The sequence below is a fragment of the Hoylesella oralis ATCC 33269 genome (assembly GCF_000185145.2).
In the GTDB taxonomy this organism is placed as follows: domain Bacteria; phylum Bacteroidota; class Bacteroidia; order Bacteroidales; family Bacteroidaceae; genus Prevotella; species Prevotella phocaeensis.
In genome coordinates, this window is sequence record NZ_GL833119.1 from 2,105,118 (window position 1) to 2,129,679 (window position 24,562).

The window sequence follows — 24,562 nt, forward strand, 5'->3', positions numbered from 1 at the left end:
ATGACAAAACAAAAAAAGATGTGCCTCGCAGCACATCTTTTTTAATAATATATCTTATTTAAATTCTGATTTCCTTGAGTACCTCTGCCATTTTCTGCTTGGTTTTGATGGTGGTAGGCACAAGTGGCAGGCGCAACACATTCTCGATATACCCCATATCGTTGAGCAGTGCTTTTACGCCGGCAGGGTTGCCTTCCACAAACAGAAGACTGTAGAGTTCGGTAAACATGTGGTGTATTCTGCGGGCAGGCTCGTATTCTCCCTTAAATTCAAGACGTATCATGCGCGAGAATTCCTTAGGAAGAGCGTTGCCGATCACCGATATTACACCTGCTGCACCGCTGGCTATCATGGAGAAAGCGAGCGCATCGTCGCCGCTGATCACATCGAATTGCGCCGGTTTATTCTTTATTATCTCGTCCATTTGCTCCAAACTACCGCTGGCTTCCTTTATTCCAACGATGTTAGAACAGTCGTTTGCCAAGCGTACAGTGGTATCCGCTTTCAGGTTTACCCCCGTTCTACCGGGCACATTGTAAAGCACAACCGGTAACGGAGATGCCTCGGAAATGGTTTTGAAATGCTGATAAAGCCCTTCTTGAGAGGGCTTGTTATAATACGGACATATACTCAACATACCGTCGATGCCGCTCCAATCGGAGTTTCTTATTTCGTCTACGACTGCTACAGTGTTGTTTCCGCCGCAATATTTAAGGATAGGTATTCTGCCGTTTACCGTCTGTTTGACGAGTTCCGTTATTCTGTTTTTCTCATCAAAGGTCAAACAAGGCGTCTCGCCCGTAGTGGCAAGTATACACAGAAAGTCGGCTCCGTTGTCGATTTGGTATTCTATAAGACGTTTAAGTGCTGCATAATCGACTTCTCTTTCCTGTGTAAACGGTGTGATAAGGGCTACTCCCAGTCCTTTAAAAATATTACCTGCCATAAATAATGTATAACGATTTCGTTGCAAATTTACGACAATATTGCCGAAATGCAAAATAAATAAGTCACTTTTATTTCGAACCGAAATAAAGGAAAAGCATGCCCAAAAGCACCAAGAGCAGGTCGATAGCTTTACCTTTGAGGTTCTTTTCGTGGAACACGGCGGCACCGAAAAGGAAACTGACGATAACACTACCGCGACGAATCATGGAAACTATGGATATCATAGCCCCCGGAAGACTGAGGGAATAGAAGTAAACAAAATCGGCAATACATAGAAAGATGCTGATAAAGACAATGCTCCACGACCATCGGAACGGCGTTGAAGTATTGCGATACGGCACCCATAGCAGTAACAGAACGACAAACATCATGCCGCATTGGTAGATATTGAACCAGCTCTGTACCAACATACGATCCATACCTATACCACCTTCCTCGACCGGCGCCATGAGGTATTTGTCGTAAAGCCCGCTCACAGCACCGAGCAACGCAGCAAGTACAAGAAAATAAATCCACTTGTCGTGCTTGAAATCGATACCTTCTTTCTTCCCACTTCGACTTAGAAGAAAGAAAGAAGCAACAGCTAACAGCACTCCAATCCACTGATAAAGGTTGAGATGCTCGCCATAAACAATCATAGCCCCCACAAGCACCATCACCGGACGTGTGGCATTGATGGGCCCGACGATGGTTAAAGGCAGATGTTTCATGGCAAAATAGCCGAACGTCCACGACGACAACACGATACAACTCTTCAGTATAATATATTTATGCTGCTCCCATCCCCCCGACACAACATGGAAAATGGATTGGTCGAGCACATGTGTAGCAGACGAAAACACAATGAACGGGAGGAATATAAGAGAGCAGAAAAGGGTGTTGAGAAACAATACAGGGATGACGGCATTACCCGTCAGGGCATCTTTCTTGAATGCATCGTAGAAACCCAAGAGCATTGCAGAAAGGAAAGCCAGTGCAAGCCACATCATAATATCAATATTTTATATCTTCTAAAAACAACGCATGTGCGGGCATACTCTCGCCTGCACCGGTGCGGTTGCGGCGCTCTACTATCTTTATAAACTCTTCCTTACTGATACGATGCCTGCCGACATCTATCAAAGTTCCCACAACTGCACGCACCATATTGCGCAGAAAACGGTTCGCAGTGATAACAAAATGCCAGCTGTCTGCATCGTCTTGCACCCACAGAGCTCGAGTTACACGGCATAGAGTGGTCTTGGAATCGTTATGCGACTTGCAGAAAGCGCCGAAATCTTCTACCTGCAACAGATGTTGGGCTACCTCGTTCATTGCACGGAAGTCGAGTTGATAATGCAATTCATAGGAATAAGCACGCTTAAACGGGTTCTTACGGCAGTGTACATAATAATGATAGGTACGGCTAACGGCACTGAAACGGGCGTGCATACTACTGTCTACCGCCACCACCCTATCCACCGAAATATCCTTGGGCAAAAGCCTGTTGAGCTTATAGGCAAGCTGAACCTCATCGACAGGTGTATCGAAATCGAAATGCGCTGCCATCATACGGGCGTGAACTCCGGCATCTGTCCTGCCTGCCCCCACCACCTCTACAGGTTGCCTCAACAAAACAGAAAGAGCATTCTGCAACTCTACCTGCACGGAATTGCCGTTGGGTTGCACTTGCCAGCCATGGTAAGCAGTGCCATCATAGGCAAAATAGACGAAATAACGCTGCATCTGTTTGCGACAGGTTTATTTACGATGACCGATCACACGTTTGAACATCTGCCGATGAAACCTATCCTCAGCCCGAATGATACGGAAAACTTTGCCGGCAGGCAGTATGCGCAGGAACTTATTATGGTATTCTTGCTGTATCTCTTTCATCTTGATATCATTGCTATCATGCCGGCGTATGGCCGACTCACACGCCTTATCGTCGGTCAGATCTACATGTTTAAAACGCCTGTCATCATCGAAGAACACCATTTGTTTCTTCCTCATCTCGCGATACAAAGGGAAAAAATCGGCAGCTTCTTGCGGAGTCAAGGCTGCTTCCATAGTAATGAATTGCTCTAAATCGGCTTGGAATTTAGCGGGATCAAATGGTCTTGGCCCCTGTGCATCGGCTTCCGAAACATGCAAGAGAGCCATTGCTATGAATATAACGAGTATCTTTTTCAATTTAATTTTGAGTTTTTATGTTTAATAATTCGAAACGTAAGCATAGATATCTTCATTATCAAGCATCGAATAGTCGGCTGTCTGATCGATGATATTGTATGAATTTGATGAAGCATATTCCTCCTGCGTACCGACAAGACGGTGCGACTGTGCATCGTGTTTGGACAAAAACAAGTTCAATCCGAATACAACAGCACACACACTTGCCGCTGCCATGCCGACTATCCCATAGCGATAACGTAACTTCCGGTGCATGGCGACTATACGAGCACGGCGTTCCGGCAGCCTTTCCATTATACGATCGGGCAGGTTGTCGAAATATCCATCGGGCACACGGAACGGTTGTTCCGCTCCTAAATGCTCTTTCAGAAATCTTTCTTCCTTATCCATTGTTCTTCTCTCCTTACATTGTTTTGACGTTAGAGCCTGCAGAAAGTTTAATCATTATGCCTAAAATATTCGGTTATTTTCTTCACCGCAAGGTGATAGCTGGCCTTCAGAGCACCCTCGCTCGTATTGAGGAGTTCGCTCATTTCCGAATATTTCATTTCGTCGAAATAGCGTAGATTGAACACAGTGCGCTGCACTTCGGGTAATAGGGCAATGGCCTGTTGCAACTGTGCCTGCGTTTCGTCGCCATCGAAATACTCGTCGGCCATCAGTCTATTAGCCACGGAACCATCTTCATCGGCACTGACAAGAGACGTACTCTTTTGCTTTCGCAGGAAATCAAGTGCCTCATTAATGGCGATCCGGTAAAGCCAAGTAGAGATTTTCGACCTGTTTTGAAAGTCTTCAATATTATTCCACGCCTTGATGAAAGTATTTTGAAGAATATCGTTCGTATCTTCATGCTCCAATACGATACGGCGTATTTTCCAATACAGCGGTTCGCTGTACCGGCTGACCAAAACAGAAAACGCCGTTCGCTGTGTCTTCGGATCGGCCAATTCCTTTAATATTCGCCTCTCATCGTATGTCATTTCGTGTAATTCCCCAAATAATTATATATCACACGGTCATAACCATACACGTCTGGGAACTCCTCCAACTGTCCGTACCGATCGGGATAAAGAGTATAATAAGTTATAAACAACGGCACTTCCGGTTCCACTTTCAGCGAACCGATCAGCTTACTTTTATCCACAGGTGGTCGAAATTCCACACCTCTTTGCCCCTTATCGCGCTGGTTACCGAGGTCTACAGTCATGGAATACCTTATCTTTTCGATAATTTTCTCATCTTTATTCTTCAAAAGAAATACCGCAAGATCTAAAGGTTTCTCTACACGTACACAACCATGAGATACGTCGCGACTGCTCTGTTCGAACACTCCGGGAGCGGAAGTATAATGAAGGAACACCGAAAAGTTATTGTTGAAACGGAAAATAATGCGCCCTAAAGCATTGCCTTCTCCACCCTCTTGTATCACAAAATAGTCGGAACTGTTGAGCATACTCCGCGAAACAAGGCTGACAGGAATACGCTTTATCGTTTTACGCTCACGTACATAATAGCGATGAGAAGCGAAATAGGCACTGTCGCCCGCATGATTAGCGATGCTTTTCCTAACGATACTGCGCGGTATAACCCACTGGGGATTTAAATCCATGCGCATGATACGGCTCGTAAGCAGCGGAGTTTTGGTTTCTAAAGAGCCACATCCTATCTTCATTTCTAATACACTGTCTTGGTCTACGGCCCGCAAATGAAAGGAAGGGATATTGACAAGCACATACTTACGGTGCCTCCACGGATAATCATAAAGCCTCCAACGGCAGCGTTCCATATTACAAAGCATTTTTATGCGCTCGGTCTGCGTACTACATTGCTTCAGCCTGTTCAACAAAGAAACATAAAGTGGATTTTGTGGCTGTACCTCATGAAGAAATTGAGCCACGCTATCGTTTCCGATCTTTCGCAATGCAGCTTCGAAAAACAGCTTTCCTGCAAGTTCCATAGGTATATCATAAAGTCCGCGGAACGACTTATGCAAGCTGTCGGGCTCATAAACATCAAGGCGATTGAATATGCGTTTCGGGTTCATAAAGCCGAAACGCTGGCCCGCAGTGTATCGCAAATATGCTTTGGTCAGATTATATTCGAGGCGCGCCAGCAACCTGTTGATATCATACTTCGCCGCGTCGACATTCAAACTGCGCAGGTGTGTCAAGTCATCTTCTATCGTCTGCGCCCGAAACTTACGAGGCGAAAAGCCCATCTCAGATACCGTTTTGAGAAACGCAAGCAAGCTGTCTGCACGACAGTCTACCCCATTGCGGGTAATCCACAAAAACTTTCCTTTGCTTAGATAGTATGCACGTGTGCGATAGTCTGCCCATGTAGTGTCTTTATCCATACTGCCTATTCGACTTAGATATGCGGATATCCGGTGCGACTTTATAGCATAACCGGCCGTTTTCCATTCGGAAAACGCCTCTATCGTCAAATCATGGTTCGGATTGGTAACCTTCTTATGGCATGCCGATACAATATACACCACAAGAAAGCAGGCCAAAATATACTTAAAAAACCTCAAGAGATTAGTGTTACCTGATAGAGATTTTTCTTACAGTTCTCCCTATTTTGATGATATAGCAACCCTTTGGCAGGTTCATATCAAAGCGTTTGTCCTGCCCGTCTACCTTTATATTCATCACACAAACGCCAGCTACGTTATACACCTGCAGATTTTGGCCGTTCGCACCGGTAACATGAAGCACCGAACCACTTACGGATATCGAAACTTCATCGAAATCATTCTCAATGATTTCTATAGCCTGATTGGCATACATCGTAGTTGGAACTCCTACAAACAAAGCTGCTGCGAAAAATATCGGAAGTATCTTTTTAATCATATACGTACATGTTTGTGCCTTAAAAAAAATATTTTGTGCAAGGCAAAGATAAAAAGAATTATCGGTATTTAATAGACATCAATTATAAACTTATTGTATAATTAGCATTATTTAACGTCGAATATCATTCCTTCCTCACTCAAATAACTCTGCGGAAAAATAGCTTTAGCTTCATCGAGCAATACGTTTTCGTCTTCATAACGGGCACTATAATGGCCGAGCAACAGTTTACCGACGCCGGCATCGCGTGCAACTGCAGCGGCTTGAGTAGCCGTACTGTGGTAGTATAGTTTGGCTCTCTCAATGCTGTCGTTGCCGTATGTCGACTCATGATATAACAGGTCGACTCCTTTCACTAACCGATGAAGCGTGGAAATATATCGGGTATCGCTGCAATAAGCATACGAACGTGGCGGATCGGGCTCTCTCGTAAGCCTGCTATTGGGCACTATATCGCCATTAGGTGTTACCCAATCGGCGCCATTCTTTATATTATTGATTTGCGAAACAGGAATTTCATAACAATCGATCATATCACGTAAGATGTGCCGACGTGTAGGCTTTTCGCGGAAAAGATAACCGCAACAGGCAATACGATGATCTAACGGTATTGTTTCCACGGTCAGACTGCGGTCTTCGAAAACCACTTTGTTTCCCGTTGTATCTACTCCATGGAACGTTACATCGAAATCCAAACCATGACAAAACAATTCCAACTGCCGATAGAACAACGATTCGAACTCGATAGGTGCATAAACATGAAACGGAGATGTGCGCCCCAACATGCCAAAAGTCGATATCATACCGATGAGACCGAGGCAATGATCTCCGTGCAAATGGGATATGAACACGCTGTTGATCTTGGTGAAACTGATACGAGACCGGCGCAATTGTACCTGTGTACCCTCGCCGCAATCTATCATAAAATACTTTCCACGCATCTCAACAACCTGAGACGACGCCGAATGCCGTAGGGTTGGCAACGCACTGCCGCACCCTAAAATATGAATTTTGAATGGTTCCATGCCGAACGACCGGATAAAGAAACCGGCTGATTACTTCTGTCTTTTGTAAGCAAATATGCCGCTTTTATTCTCAAGACATAACGAATCGGCTCCTAAAACATCGATGTCAAAGGTATCGCGGTTCAAAAGCAAGCGCCCATTGAGTATCTTCCATGCGGTCCAAGGGTTGCTTTCGGCCTTGACAAACGACTTTACATCGCCACCTTCTTGTATCTCGAAATTCTTGTCTATGCTCATCCATTTGCCCAATAAGGTAGTTATATTGATGGCATTTCGCACTATATTTTCACCATCCGTATTCTTTAATGCGATTACAGCAAGCCTGTCGCCGGGCATCTTTCCACCTTTAACCTCGGAATTGTCACCACCTTCGAGTACCATGGTTAACGTATCGCCTTGATCGGTAATCAATGCGAACGTGCTCATCCCCATGTCTTCACCGCAAACACCATAAATCGTAGAATCGTTTTCCATTTCCGCATCAGCATTACCATCATGCTGTTGCTGTCCTGCAGATTTCTTGTTATTGCAAGAAAATAAGCAAATTGTCAACATCGCCGATACAACTACGCCTAATAGATATTTTCTTATTTGTTTCATTTAATCGTATTTTTGATTGGAATTCAAAATGTTTATTTTTATCAACAAGTGTGCATTCAACATGAATGCATATTATCTTCATCTTTTTTAGCCTCGTTCCACAGAGCGTCCATCTCGCTTAAAGTCATTTCGGTCAATGGTTTTCCTACTTTTAAAGTATGTTTTTCTATGTAATTGAACCTACGTATAAACTTCTGATTTGTAAGTTCCAAGGCATTATCGGGATTAAGATGATAAAGACGTGCCGCATTGATAACACTGAAAAGAAAGTCGCCTAACTCACGCGTAGAGCCTTCTTTGTCTTCTTTTCGCAACTCTTCTTCGAGTTCGGAAAGCTCTTCACGCACCTTATCCCATACATCTTCTTTCTTTTCCCAGTCGAAACCTACGTTACGAGCCTTATCTTGAATACGATAAGACTTTATCAGCGATGGCAATGCATCGGGCACACCGGCAAGCACACTCTTATTTCCATCTTTCTCACGTTGCTTGATTTGTTCCCATGTTTCTTCTACCTGTTGGCTCGTTTCAGGCTTACTCACATCGTTGTCGGTATGTTTACCGTCCTTAGGATTACCTTCCCAGCCCGTCCAATCGATAAAAGGATGACGAAACATCAACTTGTCGGCTTCCTTATTACATATATCTGCAATATCGAAATCACCATCTTCCTCGCCTAAAATGGAATAAAACAGCACATGTTCCATTACATCTCCGAGTTCTTTGCATATATTTACGCGGTCTTCTTTTATTAAAGCGTCGCACAACTCGTACACTTCTTCGATCGTATTCGGCCGAAGACTCTGGTTTGTTTGCTTGCTATCCCAAGGACATTCCTTGCGCAAACGCTCCTGAACCATAAGCAAACGTGCGAAAGCATGTAGCTTTTCCTCTCTCGTATGCATATTATACCACAATTTATTCCGCAAAAGTAATCAATTTAGATGGAAATTTAGTACTTTTGCAACGTTTTTATAGAAAATAAATAATAATAAGATATCGAATAAATATGGAATTAGCAAGTAAGTACGATCCGAAAGATGTGGAGTCGAAATGGTATCAATACTGGCTCGACAATAAACTCTTTAGTTCGAAACCCGATAACCGTGAACCTTATACTGTGGTAATACCGCCTCCCAATGTCACAGGGGTACTGCACATGGGGCACATGCTTAACAATACCATTCAAGATATTCTCGTGCGACGGGCACGTATGAAAGGCAAGAATGCCTGTTGGGTTCCCGGCACTGACCACGCTTCTATTGCCACCGAGGCAAAGGTTGTAAACAAATTAGCTGAACAAGGTATCAAAAAAACAGATATCACACGCGACCAATTTCTGGAGCATGCATGGGACTGGACACATGAACATGGCGGCATCATTCTGCAACAGTTGCGCAAGTTGGGAGCCAGTTGTGACTGGGATCGTACGGCATTCACCATGGACAAAACGCGCTCCGAAAGCGTAATCAAGGTATTTGTAGACCTTTACAACAAAGGACTTATTTATCGCGGAGTGCGCATGGTGAACTGGGATCCGCAGGCTCAAACGGCGTTATCCGATGAAGAGGTGGTTTATAAAGACGAACACTCCAAACTTTATTACTTGCGCTATAAAGTCGTAGAGGAACCGAATAAGTATGCTATCGTTGCCACCACCCGCCCCGAAACCATCATGGGAGACACGGCAATGTGTATCAATCCCAACGATGCGAAGAACACATGGCTCAAAGGCAAGCACGTTATTGTGCCGTTGGTAGGGCGCGAAATCCCTGTCATCGAGGACGATTATGTGGATATAGAGTTCGGTACGGGCTGTTTAAAAGTTACTCCCGCCCACGACATCAACGACCACAACCTTGGTTTGAAGCACGGGCTGGAAACGATAGACATATTCAATGACAACGGTACCCTGTCCGAAGCAGCCGGCTTATACGTAGGTATGGACCGCATGGATGTACGAAAACAGATCGCAAAAGACCTGCAAGATGCCGGTTTGATGGAGAAAATAGAGGATTACAATAATAAAGTAGGCTACTCAGAGCGTACCAATGTACCAATAGAACCGAAACTTTCTACGCAATGGTTCCTTAAAATGCAGCATTTTGCAGACATTGCATTACAGCCGGTTATGGATGATAACATCAAATTTTATCCCTCCAAATACAAGAACACCTATCGTCATTGGCTCGAAAACATCAAAGACTGGTGTATCAGCCGGCAGCTCTGGTGGGGACATCGTATCCCTGCATACTACTTCACTATAGCAGGTAAGCGCGAATATGTGGTGGCGGAAACTGCCGAGAAGGCACTTGTAGAGGCGCAAAAAAGAGATGCAACGCTGACAAAGACCGACCTTGAGCAAGACGAAGACTGCCTAGACACGTGGTTTTCAAGCTGGCTATGGCCGATATCCGTATTCGATGGCATCAATAACCCTAACAACAAAGAAATAAATTACTACTATCCGACGTCTGATCTTGTCACAGGACCGGACATAATCTTCTTCTGGGTAGCCCGTATGATTATGGCCGGATACGAATACCGCGGCCAGATGCCGTTTAAACATGTTTACTTTACCGGTATCGTTCGCGACAAATTAGGGCGCAAGATGTCGAAAAGTCTTGGCAATTCGCCCGATCCGCTCATGCTGATCGATAAATACGGCGCCGACGGAGTACGTATGGGAATGATGCTTTCGGCCCCTGCAGGCAACGATATTCTATTCGATGAGAGTCTTTGCGAGCAAGGACGTAACTTCAACAACAAGATTTGGAATGCCTTCCGCCTAATAAAAGGTTGGCAAATCGCCGATAAAGAACAGCCCCACACCAACCGTCTTGCTACACAATGGTTCGAAGCCAAACTGCGTATCACGAACAAAGAACTGAACGATTTGTTCGATAAATACCGTATCAGCGAGGCATTGATGGTTGTTTACCGCCTGTTCTGGGACGAATTCTCCAGTTGGTATCTCGAAATGATCAAGCCTGCTTACGGCGTTCCTATCGACAAACAAACCTATGAGAATACGCTTCTGTTCTTCGATATTCTACTGAAAATGCTCCATCCTTTCATGCCTTTCATCACTGAGGAACTATGGCAACACACCTGTGACCGCAAGAATGGTGAGTCTATCATGCATGAGAAGTTGGAGATTACAGCCCCTTCAGAAGCGGAAAACGGCCTTTCAGCCGACATAGAGCTCGTGAAACAGATCGTTAGCAATGTACGTATGGTGCGCAATCAGAAGAATATATCGCCGAAAGACAGCCTTGTACTGCAGGCCATAGGTACAAACAACTTCGATAGATATAACGATATCATCGCCAAGATGGCCAACCTGAGCAGCATAGAGACCGTGGCCGAAAAGGCTACCGATGCCGCACAGTTCATGATAGGCACCGATGAATTTTCCATCCCTGTGGGCAATCTGATTGATATAGAGGCGGAAATCGCCAAGCAGCAGGCGCAACTCGAGCACTTAGAGAAATTCCTCGAAAGCGTTAAACGTAAACTTTCCAATGAAAAGTTCATGGCTCATGCGCCTGAAGCAGTAGTGTCTTTGGAGCGTAAGAAGCAGAGCGACTCCGAAGAAAAGATAGCTGCACTGAAGGTATCTATTGCAGAATTGAAGAACAAATAGCAGTTCTGCCATCCTTATTCGCAATTTCATTCAACCGTATCGGGTGCAGCCGTAATCCCCATGCAGGCACATTACGACTGTCACCAATGATACACTACATTACCACATAGTGCCGACGGCAAGATTTCACACCACATTTTCGGTGCCTGTTTCCATCTCTTTTAGAAAACAGGCTTATAACTTTTATACATCAAACAAATCAAATATGAAAAAGCTAATCGCCCTATGGGCTATATGTATCATCGTTTTCAGCATTTCATCATGCAGCGACAGCGACGACAATTCTGCAGACAATTACACCAAACAGACCATCCTTGTGTACATGCCTTGGTCGGGTTCCGCCACTTCAAACGGTCTTTACAGTTTTTTTCAGCAAAATCTCGACAGTATAGAAGCCGGCATCATCGCCAACAAAGGGCTCAACGGCTGCCGTGTGTTGGTATTCCTGAGCAACACGGCTTCGAGCTCTAACCTTTACGAAATAAACTACGATAACGGGAAATGTACGCATACGCCCATCAAAGAATATTCGGGCAACACCGTTTACACTACTGCCGACGGTATCAAACAGATAGTTTCGGAGACGGCACAATATGCCCCTGCCCTTAATTATGCCATGATCATAGGCTGTCATGGTACAGGTTGGACGCAGAAAGATATTTGGGAAAACTATCCTAACTATGCCAAGAAGTTTCAATTTTACGACCAGCCAACGACATCGTATATGAAAACTCGCTTCTACGGGAGCGTGGATGATATTGCCAATTATGCCACAGATGTGAGCACACTTGCTCAAGGTATCGCAGATACAGGTATCAAGATGCAGTATATACTCTTCGATGATTGCTACATGGCCAATGCAGAAACGGCCTACGAATTGCGAAATGCCACAAATTTCCTTATTGCCTCGACCAGCGAGGTCATAGTTATTGGCATGCCATACAAGTCGATGTGGAGCAGTCTGTGTGCAGGTGTGCCCAATTATACCACGGCTGTATCGCAGTTCAACAACTTTTATAAGAACTATACGGTGCCATGTGGTGCCCTCTCTGTTATAGACTGCCGACAGATGGAGTCGCTTGCCGATGCCATGAAAAAGATAAATGCCAAAAATACTTTCGACGAATCACTGCGCGACAGTCTACAAGTACTCGACGGATTTCATTCAACTATCTTCTACGACATGGGCGACTATGTGAAACGTCTCGACGGTAAAAGCGCGCAATACAGTACATTCACGACCACACTTTCGAAAGCTATCCGTGCTACAGCTACCACAGAGCGACTGTATTCCTACCTTTACAACACGCCTATATATATAAATGTGAAGAATTATTCAGGTATCACGATCTCCGATCCTACACAAAATACCACCGCTTTAAAGGGAGTACAAAAAACTTCTTGGTGGAAAGCAACGCACGAATAGCCGGCAAGAGTCTCCCTTCTGCTATCTCTACTGAGGCGCTTAGAGCGATAATTTTATCTTCTAAGTGCCCTATGGGAAGCTGATTTGCATGCGGAACAACAACTCTATTTGTATCTTCGAATTGAGACGGAAATACGAATAAAAGATGACGAAGTATGTTGTGGCACATAATTTTATAACTCTTTCAGCGTAGGCTCCTTACAACCGGCTCAAACAGGCATGTAATTAAAGGGCCTTAGAATAACCATCTAAGGCTCACAAATATACCGTCTGTCTGTAATAGGATTTACATCTGTAATCCATTAATCCATATCCATACCTACCCCTGCGGTGCACTCGAAAAGCGAATGCACCGCAGGGGTTTTACGTAATCAAAGCACTCAAGCCGTTTACTTTCTATATCTGCAACAAATGCAGAGTTTAAGAAGTGAGCCTATTACATGGAATAAGTGAAGCCGACCGAGAAATATTCCTTAAATTCCCAGTAGCCATGATGGTCGTCTCGGCCACGGCTATCGTCGAAACGTGGAAAAATATAAAGATTACTCGATATGTATTTATTGAATTGAAAGCCTATCGTGTTCTCCCATTCTATCTCCGAACGCTTGTAAGATGTAAATCCATAAAGCCGAGAACGCCAGTTTATCATTGACGACAGTTTGCAATTAAAGTCAATATTCACCTCTGAACCATAATCAGTTTTATGACGATGGCCGGCATCTATGCCATAACGTCCGGCCAAATCGGGGCGATTCACATATTTATAATTAATGGCCAGCGGCGCCAGATGAATGCTTCCGGTAAGACGGTTCTTAAAAAAATTCATATTATAGTCCATACCGATAGACAGATTAAGGTTCAACGGAGACATAAAATCGGAAAATACAATTGTAGAATTGCTATTATATCCACGCATAAACTGTGTGTATGCAATGAACTGGATGGTATAATACCAGTGCTTGGAAGCCTGAAGTCCGAGCTTACCCGTGTATCTTATCTGGTCGTTATTAGTCTTCAAGGGATGCAAAGAGTCGCTTCTTGCCGTCTGAAAACCAAGCTTCATTTCTAATTTATTCTCCCACTTCACCTTCTGTTTGTTATTGTAATTGGCCTGCAACGTTACAGAACCCAGCATTGAGAAAGTGCTTTCGCCCCCTTTGTACCAATTTCCGGAGATATAATTCTGTAAGAATTGCAGGTAATAATCGCCGTTAAATTTCCAGAAGTTAGGACGTTTTACCATCAAGTTTATGGGCTCTACAACCGGTTCATCTGGATTTGGCGCCACCTTATCTACTATATTCGGACGCGTGGCGATAGGTGTAGGATCGGAAGATAATAGAGGTCCGATATTATCGAGCATGCTCTGAGAGCCCAAAACGAGGTCTGGTCGATGATAATAAATATACAATAACGCATTATCTACCTGCAAATCGACATCCGATCTGCTGCTTTTATCAGGATCAAGAGCAAACTTTCGCGAGATTATGCCATGATAAAACATGGTTGGAACGAACAGTCTTGCAAACCTGCCATCGGGGTTTTGAAACGATTTATACAACGTATCGGCGCGCATAACCGAATCTAAACGAGCCTTGCTGCAGTGAAGCGAGTCTAAATAATGACGTACGAAACTTGACAAAGAATCGCTACGATGACCGACACTCCTACCCCGATACTGCGCCCGACCGACAAGTACGGCAAACAGGCATAATATCAATACTGAATATCTAAGTTTCATATTCACGTTTTTTATGTGTGCAAAGGTAATAATAAAAATTAGAAGTTGTTTGTATAGTTCGCTTTTTTGTACTAACTTTGCACGTTGTATCATCATATTTATATATAAAAAACATCTTTAATTGTGACAGAAACAAAATATATCTTCGTCACCGGAGGCGTGGTTTCCTCACTTGGAAAAGGAATAATTTCTTCTTCTATCGGCAAACTTTTACAGGCAAGAGGCTACAACATCACCATTCAAAAGTTCGATCCTTATATAAACATCGATCCCGGAACGCTCAACCCATACGAACACGGCGAGTGTTATGTTACGGTAGACGGCATGGAGACAGACCTCGATTTGGGGCATTACGAACGGTTTACCGGTATTCAGACCACTAAAGCCAATTCGCTTACCACCGGCAGAATATATAAATCGGTGATCGACAAAGAGCGCCGGGGCGACTATTTGGGTAAGACCATTCAGGTTATACCGCATATCACCGACGAAATCAAGCGCAATGTAAAACTGTTAGGCAAGAAATATCATTACGATTTCGTTATCACCGAAATTGGCGGAACCGTAGGTGATATCGAGTCGACTCCGTTCCTCGAGGCTATCAGACAGCTGAAATGGGAACTCGGAAAGAACGCCTTGTGCGTGCATCTTACCTATGTACCTTATTTGAAAGCCGCACAAGAACTGAAAACCAAGCCCACTCAACACAGCGTAAAGGAACTTCAAAGCATCGGAATACAGCCCGATGTACTCGTTTTGCGCACGGAGAAGCATCTCAACGAAGCCATTCTAAAAAAGGTTGCAGGTTTTTGTAACGTCGATTTCGACTGCGTAATCCAGAGCGAAGACTTACCAAGTATCTACGAAGTCCCCGTGAGTATGCAGGCTCAAGGGCTCGACACAGCCATTTTGAAGAAGATGGGAATGGAAATAGGCGAAAAACCTTCGTTAGGTCCGTGGCGTAAATTTCTCGAACGTCGTAACAAAGCTACGGAGGAAGTTAGTATTGGTCTCGTGGGCAAATACGACCTACAAGACGCATATAAGAGCATTCGCGAAAGCCTTTCTCAAGCCGGCACTTATAACGACCGCAAGACCAAACTCGTCTTTATCAACTCTGAAAAGCTGACAGAAGAAAATGTAGCGGAGCAATTGACAGGACTCAACGGCATTGTAATATGTCCGGGCTTCGGACAAAGGGGCATTGAAGGCAAGATTGTTGCAGCACATTACACTCGTACGCACGACATCCCCACATTCGGCATATGTCTCGGAATGCAAATGATGGTAATAGAATTTGCAAGAAACGTATTGGGATATGCTGATGCCAACAGCCGTGAAATGGACGAAAAGACCGAGCACAACGTGATCGATATCATGGAAGAACAGAAAAATATCACCAATATGGGCGGCACGATGCGCCTCGGTGCTTACGAATGTGTATTGAAACAAGGTTCGCGCGTGTTCGATATATATAAACAAGAACATATACAAGAGCGCCATCGGCACCGCTACGAATTCAACAACTCATATCAAAAAGAATTCGAAAAAGAAGGCATGATGTGCGTTGGACGGAACCCCGAAAGCGATTTGGTGGAGATTGTAGAGATACCAAGTCTTAAATGGTATATCGGTACACAGTTCCATCCGGAATATCAGAGCACAGTTCTGAAACCACATCCGCTGTTCGTCGATTTTATTAAAACTGCAATAGAGAATAAGAAAGTAACTCATGGATAAGAATAATATTATCGGTTTCGTACTGATAGCCGTCGTACTCTTCGGTTATACATGGTGGTCGCAACCTTCTGCCGAAGAACGTGCAGCTGCGGTACGAAAAGATTCTGTCGCTGCTGCAGAAAAGGAAAAAGCAGAGATTTTGAAGAAACAAAAGACCTTGCAGATGCAGGCCGAAAGCAAAGAAAAGGAATTAGAAGACACTTCTGCCCTATTTCATGCAGCGCTTCAAGGACAATCTGAAAAGATTATCTTAAAAAATAATAAGCTCGAACTGACACTTAATTCGAAAGGAGCCACCGTAGAAAAGGCGGTTATCCGTGGTTTCAAAGACCGCAACGGCAATGCAAATGTAACGCTGTTCGATGCCGCCGACCAATACATGAACTATACGCTCACGGCCAAAGAAACCAATATTTCTACGGCAGATTTGTTTTTCGTGCCGTCAGACGTTACAGATAGCACTGTTACATTTACGGCACAGGCAGGCAATGGCAAAAACATAACGCTCGCATACCGTTTGGGCACGGATTATTTGCTAAGCATGAAGATGAGCGTTAACGGCATGGCAGGTCTCTTTGCCCCCAACACTAACACGATGGATGTGGACTGGAAAGACAAATGCAGGCAGCAAGAAAAGGGATTTACCTTTGAAAATCGATACGCTACACTGACCTATCACAACGTGGAGGGCGGCACTGATTATCTGAATGAGACTAAAGAAAACGTCGACGAAACGATTGAAGACAAGATCGATTGGGTAGCTTTCAAGAACCAATTCTTCTCGGCTGTGATGATTGCCAAGAACAACTTCTCGGCAAACTCTATGATGACAAGCATCCCACAAGAGAAAGGCAGCGGTTATCTGAAGCAATACGAAGCCAAGATGAAGACGTTTTTCGATCCGTCGGGCAAGATGCCTTCCGAATTCGAGTTCTACTACGGACCTAACGACTTCCGCCTTCTTCAGCGCATAGAGACCGAGAGTACTTTCGGTAAAGACCTGCAGTTGCAGCGCCTTGTGTACCTCGGGTGGCCGTTGTTCCGCATCATCAACCGGTGGTTTACCATCTATGTCTTCGACTGGCTATCGAAAGTATTCCCGATGGGTGTCGTGCTTATCATGATCACATTGCTGCTTAAGCTCATTACATATCCTATGGTGAAGAAGAGTTATATGAGTTCAGCGAAGATGCGTGTACTGAAACCGAAACTTGATGCGGCCACAGCGCAATTCAACAAGCCCGAAGATCAGATGCAAAAGCAACAGGCCATGATGAGCGAATACGCCAAATACGGCGTGAGTCCGTTGTCGGGATGCCTGCCGATGCTGATACAAATGCCCATTTGGATTGCCATGTTCAACTTCGTACCGAACGCTATACAGCTGCGAGGTCAAAGTTTTCTGTGGATAAAAGACCTAAGTACCTATGATCCTATTTGGGAATGGGGACACAATATATGGCTTATCGGCGATCATCTATCACTGACTTGTATCCTTTTCTGTGTGGCCAACCTGCTCTACAGCTGGATGACGATGCGCCAACAGCGCGACCAGATGGTAGGCGCACAGGCCGAACAAATGAAGATGATGCAGTGGATGATGTATCTGATGCCGGTATTCTTCTTCTTCATGTTCAACGACTATTCTTCCGGTCTTAACTTCTATTACTTCATATCTCTGTTCTTCAGCGCAGCTATCATGTGGGCATTGCGTAAGACGACCAACGATGAAAAGCTGCTGGCCACACTGGAAGCACGCTACAAAGAGAATAAAGATAATCCGCAAAAGATGAGCGGACTTGCGGCACGTCTGCAGGCTATGCAGCAGCAACAGCAGGAAATGCAGCGTAAACGAGAAGAGTTGAACCGCAAACGTAAATGATTTTAACTCATAATATATGTACAGGACATTTATTATGGCAACTGCTGTCCTCATGATGGGCGGCAGCCTTGCCAAAGGACAAGGCACAACTGTGAACATTCAAAAGAACAATATTAAGCTGCAGAGCGACCTCATGACACCGGAAGCCTTATGGGCTATGGGAAGAATAAGCGGTGTTTCGGCCTCACCGGACGGTAAGAAAATTGTTTACCAAGTAGGCTATTACAGCGTAAAAGAGAATAAAGGGCACCAAATACTTTATGTGTCTGATGCCGACGGAAAGAATAAAAAACAGCTTACGACATCGGCTGAGAACGAGACAGATGCCGCATGGATCGGTAACGGAAGTAAGATCGCTTTCCTGCGTGACGGGCAGTTATGGAGCATGAATGCCGACGGTAGCAGCCGTAAACAGCTTACCAATAGCAAAACAGATATCGAAGGATTTAAGTTTTCGCCCGATGGAAAGCATGTAATTCTGATAAAATCCATCCCTTACCACGGCACAATCAAGGCCAATCCCAATGATTTACCGTTGGCAACCGGTAGGCTTGTTACAGATATGAACTACCGTCATTGGGATCATTACGTGGAAACAATCGCTCATCCTTTCGTTGCAGAGGTGACAGAGAACGGCATCAGCGACGGTAAAGATATCCTCAACGGCGAACCGTACGAATGTCCGATGGCACCGTTCGGCGGTATCGAGCAACTTTGTTGGAGTCCCGATTCCAAATACATAGCCTACACATGCCGAAAAAAGGAAGGAGTCGGATATGCCATTTCTACCGACTCCGACATCTACCTATATAATATAGACACGCAAGAAACCCGAAATCTCTGTAAACCAGCAGGCTATAAAGAGCCCAATATAGATGCTACAAAGTCTATGAAAGACCAAGCAGTGAACCGACAGGATGGAGATTTCAGCGTCGGATACGACATCAACCCGTCTTTCTCGCCCGACGGAAAATACATAGCATGGCAAAGTATGGCGCGCGACGGCTATGAAAGCGACCGTAACCGCTTATGCATATTCTCGTTGGCCGATGCTTCCAAGAAGTATATAACCGAGAAATTCGACAGCAATGTGGATGCCTATACATGGGCAAACGACTCTCGAACACTGTATTTCACGGGATGTTGGCACGCTACAGTGAACATCTATCAGACCAATCTCGCCGGCGAAGTGAAACAGATGACCGAAGGATGGAACGATTACGGTACTATTCAAATGCTCGGCAATACCGGTAAATTGCTCGCTACACGCCACTCAATGTCGCATCCCGACGATCTTTTCGTCGTTACACCGTCGAAGAAAGAAAAGAAAGCAGCCGTTGTACAGATCACAGATGAGAATAAAAACATTTTCGACCAGCTGGAAATGGGCAAGATACAGGAACGTTGGGTGAAGACAACCGATGGTAAAGACATGCAAGTATGGATTATTTTACCGCCTCATTTCGATGTCTCGAAGAAATATCCTACCCTACTTTATTGCGAAGGCGGGCCACAGAGCCCCGTCAGTCAGTTCTGGAGCTACCGCTGGAACTTCCAAATTATGGCAGCACACGGCTATGTTATCATAGCTCCGAACCGCCGCGGACTGCCCGGTTACGGCTCTGCATGGAACGAAGAGATATCGGGTGATTGGACCGGACAATGCATGCGCGACTATCTTTCGGCCATCGACGACGCGACAACCAACCTTCCGTTCGTAGATAAAGACCGGCTCGGTGCCGTCGGAGCATCTTTCGGAGGCTTCAGTGTGTACTATCTTGCCGGAAATCACGATAAACGTTTCAAGTGTTTCATCGCTCACGACGGTGCTTTCAACCTCGAATCGATGTACACAGATACAGAAGAAGTATGGTTCTCCAATTGGGAATACGACGATGCTTACTGGAACAAAGACCAGACAGCCAACGCCGAAAGAACCTATAGGAACAGTCCCCATCGCTTTGTAGACAAATGGGATACGCCGATACTCTGCATTCATGGCGAGAAAGATTACCGCATCAATGCCAATCAGGGCATGGGAGCATTTAATGCAGCTCGCCTGCGCGGTATTCCTGCAGAGCTGCTCATCTTCCCCGATGAGAACCATTGGGTGCTGAAACCACAGAACGGTATCCTTTGGCAACGCACCTTTTTCAATTGGCTCGACCGCTGGTTGAAACAGTAAAAGCAATCAAGAAAACATCATAACTATGTCAGATCAAATTCAACAAAAGCTGAGTGACAGCCGCAGTATGCGCTGGACTGCACTCATATTACTTGCAGGCGCCATGTTTTTTGCCTACATCTTCGTAGACATTTTGTCGCCTCTTCAAGGTTTATTGCAAACACAACGCGGCTGGGATCCCGTAGCCTACGGGCATTATGCGGGCTCCGAACCATTCCTCAATGTGTTCGTTTTCTTCCTCATCTTCGCCGGTATCATCCTCGACAAGATGGGCGTACGCTTCACAGCCGTACTATCGGGCATCGTTATGGTTATAGGAGCAGGTCTCAACTGGTTTGCCGTAACCGATACATTCGAGGCAAGTTCTTTAAAAATCTTTATGGACAGTATACTCAATCTGCCCGATGTATGGTGGAATATTACACCATGGTACGACGGTATGCCTGCTTCTGCCAAGCTCGCGGCTATAGGTTTCATGGTCTTCGGTTGCGGTACCGAGATGGCTGGAATTACCGTTTCGCGCGGCATTGTAAAGTGGTTTACAGGCCATGAGCTTGCACTTGCCATGGGTGTAGAGATGGCCATTGCCCGTCTTGGCGTGGCTGTAGTTGTCGTGGGCTCACCTCTCTTGGCCTCTATCAATCCCGTCAGTGTGTCTCGTCCGGTGGCGGCAGGCCTTTTATTGGTATGTATCGCCCTTATCAGTTTTATTGCCTATGGCTTCATGGACAAGAGACTCGACGCTCAAGGTGCTACCGAAGAAAAAGACGATCCGTTCAAGGTAAGCGACATAGGCAAGATACTTTCATCAAAGATGTTTTGGGTTGTCGCCCTTTTGTGCGTACTATATTACTCGGCAATCTTCCCATTTCAGAAGTATGCCATTAATATGTTGCAGTGCAATCTCGACTTTACGGACAAACAGGCCGGCTACGTGTTTTTCGTATTCCCGCTGGGTGCAGCAGCCATTACCCCCCTCTTGGGCAACTATCTCGACCGTAAAGGTAAGGGGGCCTCTATGCTTATCCTCGGTGCAATCCTCATGATTGCGTGCCATTTGGTATTTGCATTCGTCGTACCTGCTACGCAATCGGTTGTTATCACGCTTGCCGCCATCGTTATTCTGGGCATTTCGTTCTCGCTGGTTCCCGCCGCTTTATGGCCTTCGGTACCCAAACTCATCGATCAGAAACTGCTCGGAAGCGCCTATGCACTGATATTCTGGATCCAAAACATCGGCCTCTATGCTTTCCCGATGATTATCGGAAGTGTGCTTAAAGCTACAAATCCGAATATCACCAATCCTTTGGAATACAACTATACGGTCCCGATGGTGGTATTCGCAAGTCTCGGCGTGTTCGCTTTATTGCTTGGTTTTTATCTGAAAGCCATTGATAAAAAAGGCGGATACGGGCTTGAAGAGCCGAATATCAAGAGTTGATACGGCAAGGCAAATATAGGCATATACGTACCAAAAGTGATATAAAAACCCATTGCACAAAGCATATTACATAGCTTGTGCAATGGGTTTTCTGCTTTCATACCCTTCGACATGGGCACTACATATACCGGATAAGGCAAACAAATATATCATGTAAGAGCAATAAACAAGATGTCTATTGGTCATAATCATAGGTTACAAACGTGTTATTTTACGCACGCTAAGCCTATACTTTTCACTATAACGAATGCTCATAATACGATATGAATCATGTATTTGCGCCGAAACAGCTAAAGCTGCATGCCCCATTGTCTGCCTGAGATTAAGTTCTACGCACGGATGAAGTAAGAAGCTCCCGTTATGCTCGTCGACCACAATCATCATATCTACCCCGAACGGTCCTGCATAAACACCCTTGAAACAGGGCGTGAGCGTTTGCATGATACATTCGATCGTACGATCTAAGAGCGCCAAATCGAGATATCGGCCGAACATCTCGCGTTTATCGGCCTCCGAGGCAAGTACATTACCCGTATAAGAACCATTTACCGTCTTGAATACAGACAGTCCTTCGAACCGTATCTTACCGTCAGCATCGGCTGTGAATTCCGCCCCTAAATCTTTCACCTTGCGATAAAGCGGTTCCAACATAACACCTCCTTGATGACGGATAACGTTCCTTATCCAGCCCTGCAAGTGTATGCGATAACTCTCTTCGGGGTGTTTTTCATCATGAAGCACATACCTTAACCCCCTTCCGCTGCTGCTCCAAGGTGCCTTGAGTACGCATTCGTCGTTATGGGTAGCCTGCCATGCTTCATCTGCATCCTGTAAATATCGGCTCTGCCCTATCAGTCTGTCATCGCCATTGAGCAATTGCGGCAACAGATTTTCAGCGGCAAAGCGCCGATTACTCAGCATTCTGATGCGAGAAAGTACAACTTCATCGGGCATAAAATGGACCAAATCGGGATTATAAGCCGTAAGTCTACGGCACAAAGCAACATCCCATCCCCATGGTAATATTGCCGTATTGGTGTCATCAACCGGTAGAGTTGCCAGCCGATTAGGTGTAATAAAATGCACCCGATGCATCAAATTTCCTATATGTTTCGAAGATGTTTTTGCCGTTTCCACATCATCTACCAATACATAATCGCCATCTTCAGCCCACAGAGCCGGCAGGAAACCAAGATCGGCGCGCAACCTACATGCAGCATGCGGAGCTGTAAAACGATCAGAACCTATACCTAATGCTATATCATGCTCCGGATTAAATATATGTATCTTCACAGTCTTTCTCTCTTTTCGTATATTCAGGGGTAAAAAAGGTGCGAACAAGCGCAATGAAAGTTTACTTTCAAATTAACAAGTGCACCTTAATTTATGCAAAGGTAGCGTAAATCATATAAAGTACAAAACATGATTAACTTTTTAATCTATATCATATTCTGCTAAAATAACTCCATCCACCGAAACAAGAAATATGGAATAGCACTTATGAATAGTATAAAAATATCTAAATAAATTATGAGATTTTGCTATCTACAGTTTGCAATTTAAGAAATAATCATTACCTTTGCAAGTGGTAGACTGTACCTGCACAACAAATAAAAGAACGATTATGCAAGGTAATACAGTTCTTCAAACTGAAGTATCAAAAACAAACGGATATCAAACATGGAGGCTTTCTTTCGCACACACAAGTATCTTGTCGAGCACACCGATGCTCCGGTACGTCGCGTCCTCATGGATGAGATAGACTGGAACGGCCGTATGATCGGTATCAAAGGTACCAGAGGTGTGGGTAAGACCACATTCCTGTTGCAATATGCCAAGGAAAAATTCGATGTCAACGACCGTCGCTGTCTCTACATCAACATGAATAATTTCTACTTTCAGGGACGGGGTATCGCCGATTTTGCAGGCGATTTTGTGGACAGAGGCGGCAGGGTGCTGCTCATAGACCAAGTATTCAAGCAGCCAAACTGGAGTCGCGAGTTGCGGAAATGCTACGATCTTTATCCGGAACTCAACATAGTTTTCACCGGTTCGAGTGTGATGCGATTGAAAGAAGAGAACCCTGAACTCAACGGAATCGTAAGGAGTTACAATCTTACAGGCTTCTCTTTCCGCGAATTTTTGAACCAACAAACGGGTAATAACTTCAAGCCTTATACCCTCGAAGAGATGCTCACAAACCACGAGAACATCGTAAAACAGATATTACCCAGAGTAAGTCCGACAGAACATTTCCACAATTACCTGCATCATGGGTACTATCCGTTTTTCTTGGAGCACCGCAATTTCTCTGAAAATCTGCTAAAAACGATGAACATGATGACCGAGGTAGACATCCTACTCATCAAGCAAATAGAACTGAAATACCTCACCAAGATCAAGAAATTGTTTTATCTTCTTGCTGTAGACGGCCCGAAAGCTGCTAATATCAGCCATCTGGCACACGACATACAGACAAGCCGTGCCACGGTTATGAACTATATCAAATATCTGTCGGATGCCCGTCTGATCAACATGATCTATCCGGTCGGGCACGATTTCCCTAAGAAACCTTCCAAGGTGATGATGCATAATTCAAATCTGATGTATGCCATTTATCCCATTAAAGTAGACGAACAAGACGTGATGGAGACATTCTTTGTCAATTCACTTTGGAAAGATCATTCGGTAAACCAAAGGAGCAAAGAACAATCGTACGTAGTAGACGGAAGATTAAAGTTTCGCATTTGTGATGCTGCGAGCCCGCATAAGATGCGCTACAATCCCGAGATGATCTACGTACGCTATAATACCGAGATTGGTAAAGACAACCGAATGCCCTTGTGGCTGTTAGGTTTCCTCTATTAATACAAAAAACATTCATTAATATTTTATTCA

At 44.7% G+C, this 24,562-nt stretch carries 20 protein-coding genes; 7 read left to right on the plus strand and 13 right to left on the minus strand.

Going from position 1 to position 24,562, the window contains the following annotated elements; genetic code table 11:
- Positions 1–58: 58 nt before the first annotated feature.
- The 11 genes from dapA to mazG form a co-directional block, all read right to left on the minus strand.
- Positions 59–946 (minus strand): 4-hydroxy-tetrahydrodipicolinate synthase, encoded by an 888-nt coding sequence (gene dapA / locus HMPREF0663_RS11260; RefSeq protein WP_004370680.1) that lies wholly within the window; start codon positions 944–946, stop codon positions 59–61.
- A gap of 70 nt (positions 947–1,016) precedes the next feature.
- Positions 1,017–1,934: an EamA family transporter gene (locus HMPREF0663_RS11265; protein ID WP_036875478.1), complete on the minus strand. Its 918-nt coding sequence runs from the start codon at positions 1,932–1,934 to the stop codon at positions 1,017–1,019.
- Between the two features lie 7 nt (positions 1,935–1,941).
- Positions 1,942–2,673, minus strand: coding sequence for a tRNA pseudouridine(38-40) synthase TruA (truA, locus tag HMPREF0663_RS11270; protein WP_004370682.1), 732 nt, complete (start codon positions 2,671–2,673; stop codon positions 1,942–1,944).
- Positions 2,674–2,688: 15 nt separating this feature from the next.
- On the minus strand, positions 2,689–3,120 hold the full coding sequence (locus HMPREF0663_RS11275; RefSeq protein WP_004370683.1) for a hypothetical protein: 432 nt from the start codon (positions 3,118–3,120) through the stop codon (positions 2,689–2,691).
- A 21-nt stretch (positions 3,121–3,141) separates the two neighbouring features.
- Positions 3,142–3,510, minus strand: a complete 369-nt coding sequence (locus HMPREF0663_RS11280) for a hypothetical protein (protein WP_004370684.1) — start codon at positions 3,508–3,510, stop codon at positions 3,142–3,144.
- A gap of 47 nt (positions 3,511–3,557) precedes the next feature.
- A complete protein-coding gene (locus HMPREF0663_RS11285) occupies positions 3,558–4,103 on the minus strand; it encodes an RNA polymerase sigma factor (RefSeq protein WP_004370685.1) in 546 nt (181 codons plus the stop codon).
- Complete coding sequence (locus tag HMPREF0663_RS11290; RefSeq protein WP_309545631.1) at positions 4,100–5,659, minus strand: L,D-transpeptidase family protein; 1,560 nt, start codon at positions 5,657–5,659, stop codon at positions 4,100–4,102. Before HMPREF0663_RS11290 ends, HMPREF0663_RS11285 begins: the two co-directional genes overlap by 4 nt.
- A 10-nt stretch (positions 5,660–5,669) precedes the next feature.
- Positions 5,670–5,978, minus strand: a complete 309-nt coding sequence (locus HMPREF0663_RS11295) for a T9SS type A sorting domain-containing protein (protein ID WP_004370687.1) — start codon at positions 5,976–5,978, stop codon at positions 5,670–5,672.
- Positions 5,979–6,085: 107 nt separating this feature from the next.
- A complete protein-coding gene (locus HMPREF0663_RS11300) occupies positions 6,086–7,003 on the minus strand; it encodes a ribonuclease Z (protein WP_004370688.1) in 918 nt (305 codons plus the stop codon).
- Between the two features lie 30 nt (positions 7,004–7,033).
- A complete protein-coding gene (locus tag HMPREF0663_RS11305; protein ID WP_004370689.1) occupies positions 7,034–7,603 on the minus strand; it encodes a lipocalin-like domain-containing protein in 570 nt (189 codons plus the stop codon).
- A 56-nt stretch (positions 7,604–7,659) separates the two neighbouring features.
- Positions 7,660–8,508 carry a nucleoside triphosphate pyrophosphohydrolase gene (mazG, locus tag HMPREF0663_RS11310; protein WP_016665073.1) on the minus strand — a complete coding sequence of 283 codons (849 nt, stop codon included), beginning with the start codon at positions 8,506–8,508 and terminating at the stop codon, positions 7,660–7,662.
- 104 nt (positions 8,509–8,612) lie between these two features.
- Between mazG and HMPREF0663_RS11315 the strand changes: the two genes are divergently transcribed.
- Together HMPREF0663_RS11315 and HMPREF0663_RS11320 are read left to right on the plus strand one after the other, a co-directional pair.
- Positions 8,613–11,249 (plus strand): valine--tRNA ligase, encoded by a 2,637-nt coding sequence (locus HMPREF0663_RS11315; RefSeq protein ID WP_004370691.1) that lies wholly within the window; start codon positions 8,613–8,615, stop codon positions 11,247–11,249.
- 205 nt (positions 11,250–11,454) lie between these two features.
- Positions 11,455–12,675, plus strand: coding sequence for a clostripain-related cysteine peptidase (locus tag HMPREF0663_RS11320; protein ID WP_004370692.1), 1,221 nt, complete (start codon positions 11,455–11,457; stop codon positions 12,673–12,675).
- 436 nt (positions 12,676–13,111) lie between these two features.
- Here the strand turns inward: HMPREF0663_RS11320 and HMPREF0663_RS11325 are convergent, their stop codons facing one another.
- Positions 13,112–14,416 carry a DUF3078 domain-containing protein gene (locus HMPREF0663_RS11325; protein ID WP_036875476.1) on the minus strand — a complete coding sequence of 435 codons (1,305 nt, stop codon included), beginning with the start codon at positions 14,414–14,416 and terminating at the stop codon, positions 13,112–13,114.
- Between the two features lie 123 nt (positions 14,417–14,539).
- Here HMPREF0663_RS11325 and pyrG point away from each other — a divergent pair, with 123 nt between their 5' ends.
- From pyrG to HMPREF0663_RS11345, 4 genes are read left to right on the plus strand one after another with little or no spacing between them, the layout of a single operon-like run.
- On the plus strand, positions 14,540–16,156 hold the full coding sequence (pyrG, locus tag HMPREF0663_RS11330) for a CTP synthase (RefSeq protein ID WP_004370694.1): 1,617 nt from the start codon (positions 14,540–14,542) through the stop codon (positions 16,154–16,156).
- Positions 16,149–18,038 carry a membrane protein insertase YidC gene (gene yidC / locus HMPREF0663_RS11335; RefSeq protein ID WP_004370695.1) on the plus strand — a complete coding sequence of 630 codons (1,890 nt, stop codon included), beginning with the start codon at positions 16,149–16,151 and terminating at the stop codon, positions 18,036–18,038. The genes pyrG and yidC overlap by 8 nt, the downstream gene beginning before the upstream one ends.
- A 16-nt stretch (positions 18,039–18,054) precedes the next feature.
- On the plus strand, positions 18,055–20,223 hold the full coding sequence (gene dpp5, locus HMPREF0663_RS11340; protein ID WP_004370696.1) for a dipeptidyl-peptidase Dpp5: 2,169 nt from the start codon (positions 18,055–18,057) through the stop codon (positions 20,221–20,223).
- A 25-nt stretch (positions 20,224–20,248) separates the two neighbouring features.
- Positions 20,249–21,664 carry an MFS transporter gene (locus HMPREF0663_RS11345; RefSeq protein WP_004370697.1) on the plus strand — a complete coding sequence of 472 codons (1,416 nt, stop codon included), beginning with the start codon at positions 20,249–20,251 and terminating at the stop codon, positions 21,662–21,664.
- A 195-nt stretch (positions 21,665–21,859) separates the two neighbouring features.
- Here HMPREF0663_RS11345 and HMPREF0663_RS11350 read toward each other — a convergent pair whose 3' ends face one another.
- The gene (locus HMPREF0663_RS11350) at positions 21,860–22,957 is read right to left on the minus strand and encodes a hypothetical protein (RefSeq protein WP_036875436.1); all 1,098 of its coding nucleotides are present in this window, start codon (positions 22,955–22,957) and stop codon (positions 21,860–21,862) included.
- A 387-nt stretch (positions 22,958–23,344) separates the two neighbouring features.
- Between HMPREF0663_RS11350 and HMPREF0663_RS11355 the strand changes: the two genes are divergently transcribed.
- Positions 23,345–24,532 (plus strand): ATP-binding protein, encoded by a 1,188-nt coding sequence (locus HMPREF0663_RS11355; protein ID WP_004370700.1) that lies wholly within the window; start codon positions 23,345–23,347, stop codon positions 24,530–24,532.
- The last annotated feature ends 30 nt before the right edge of the window (positions 24,533–24,562 follow it).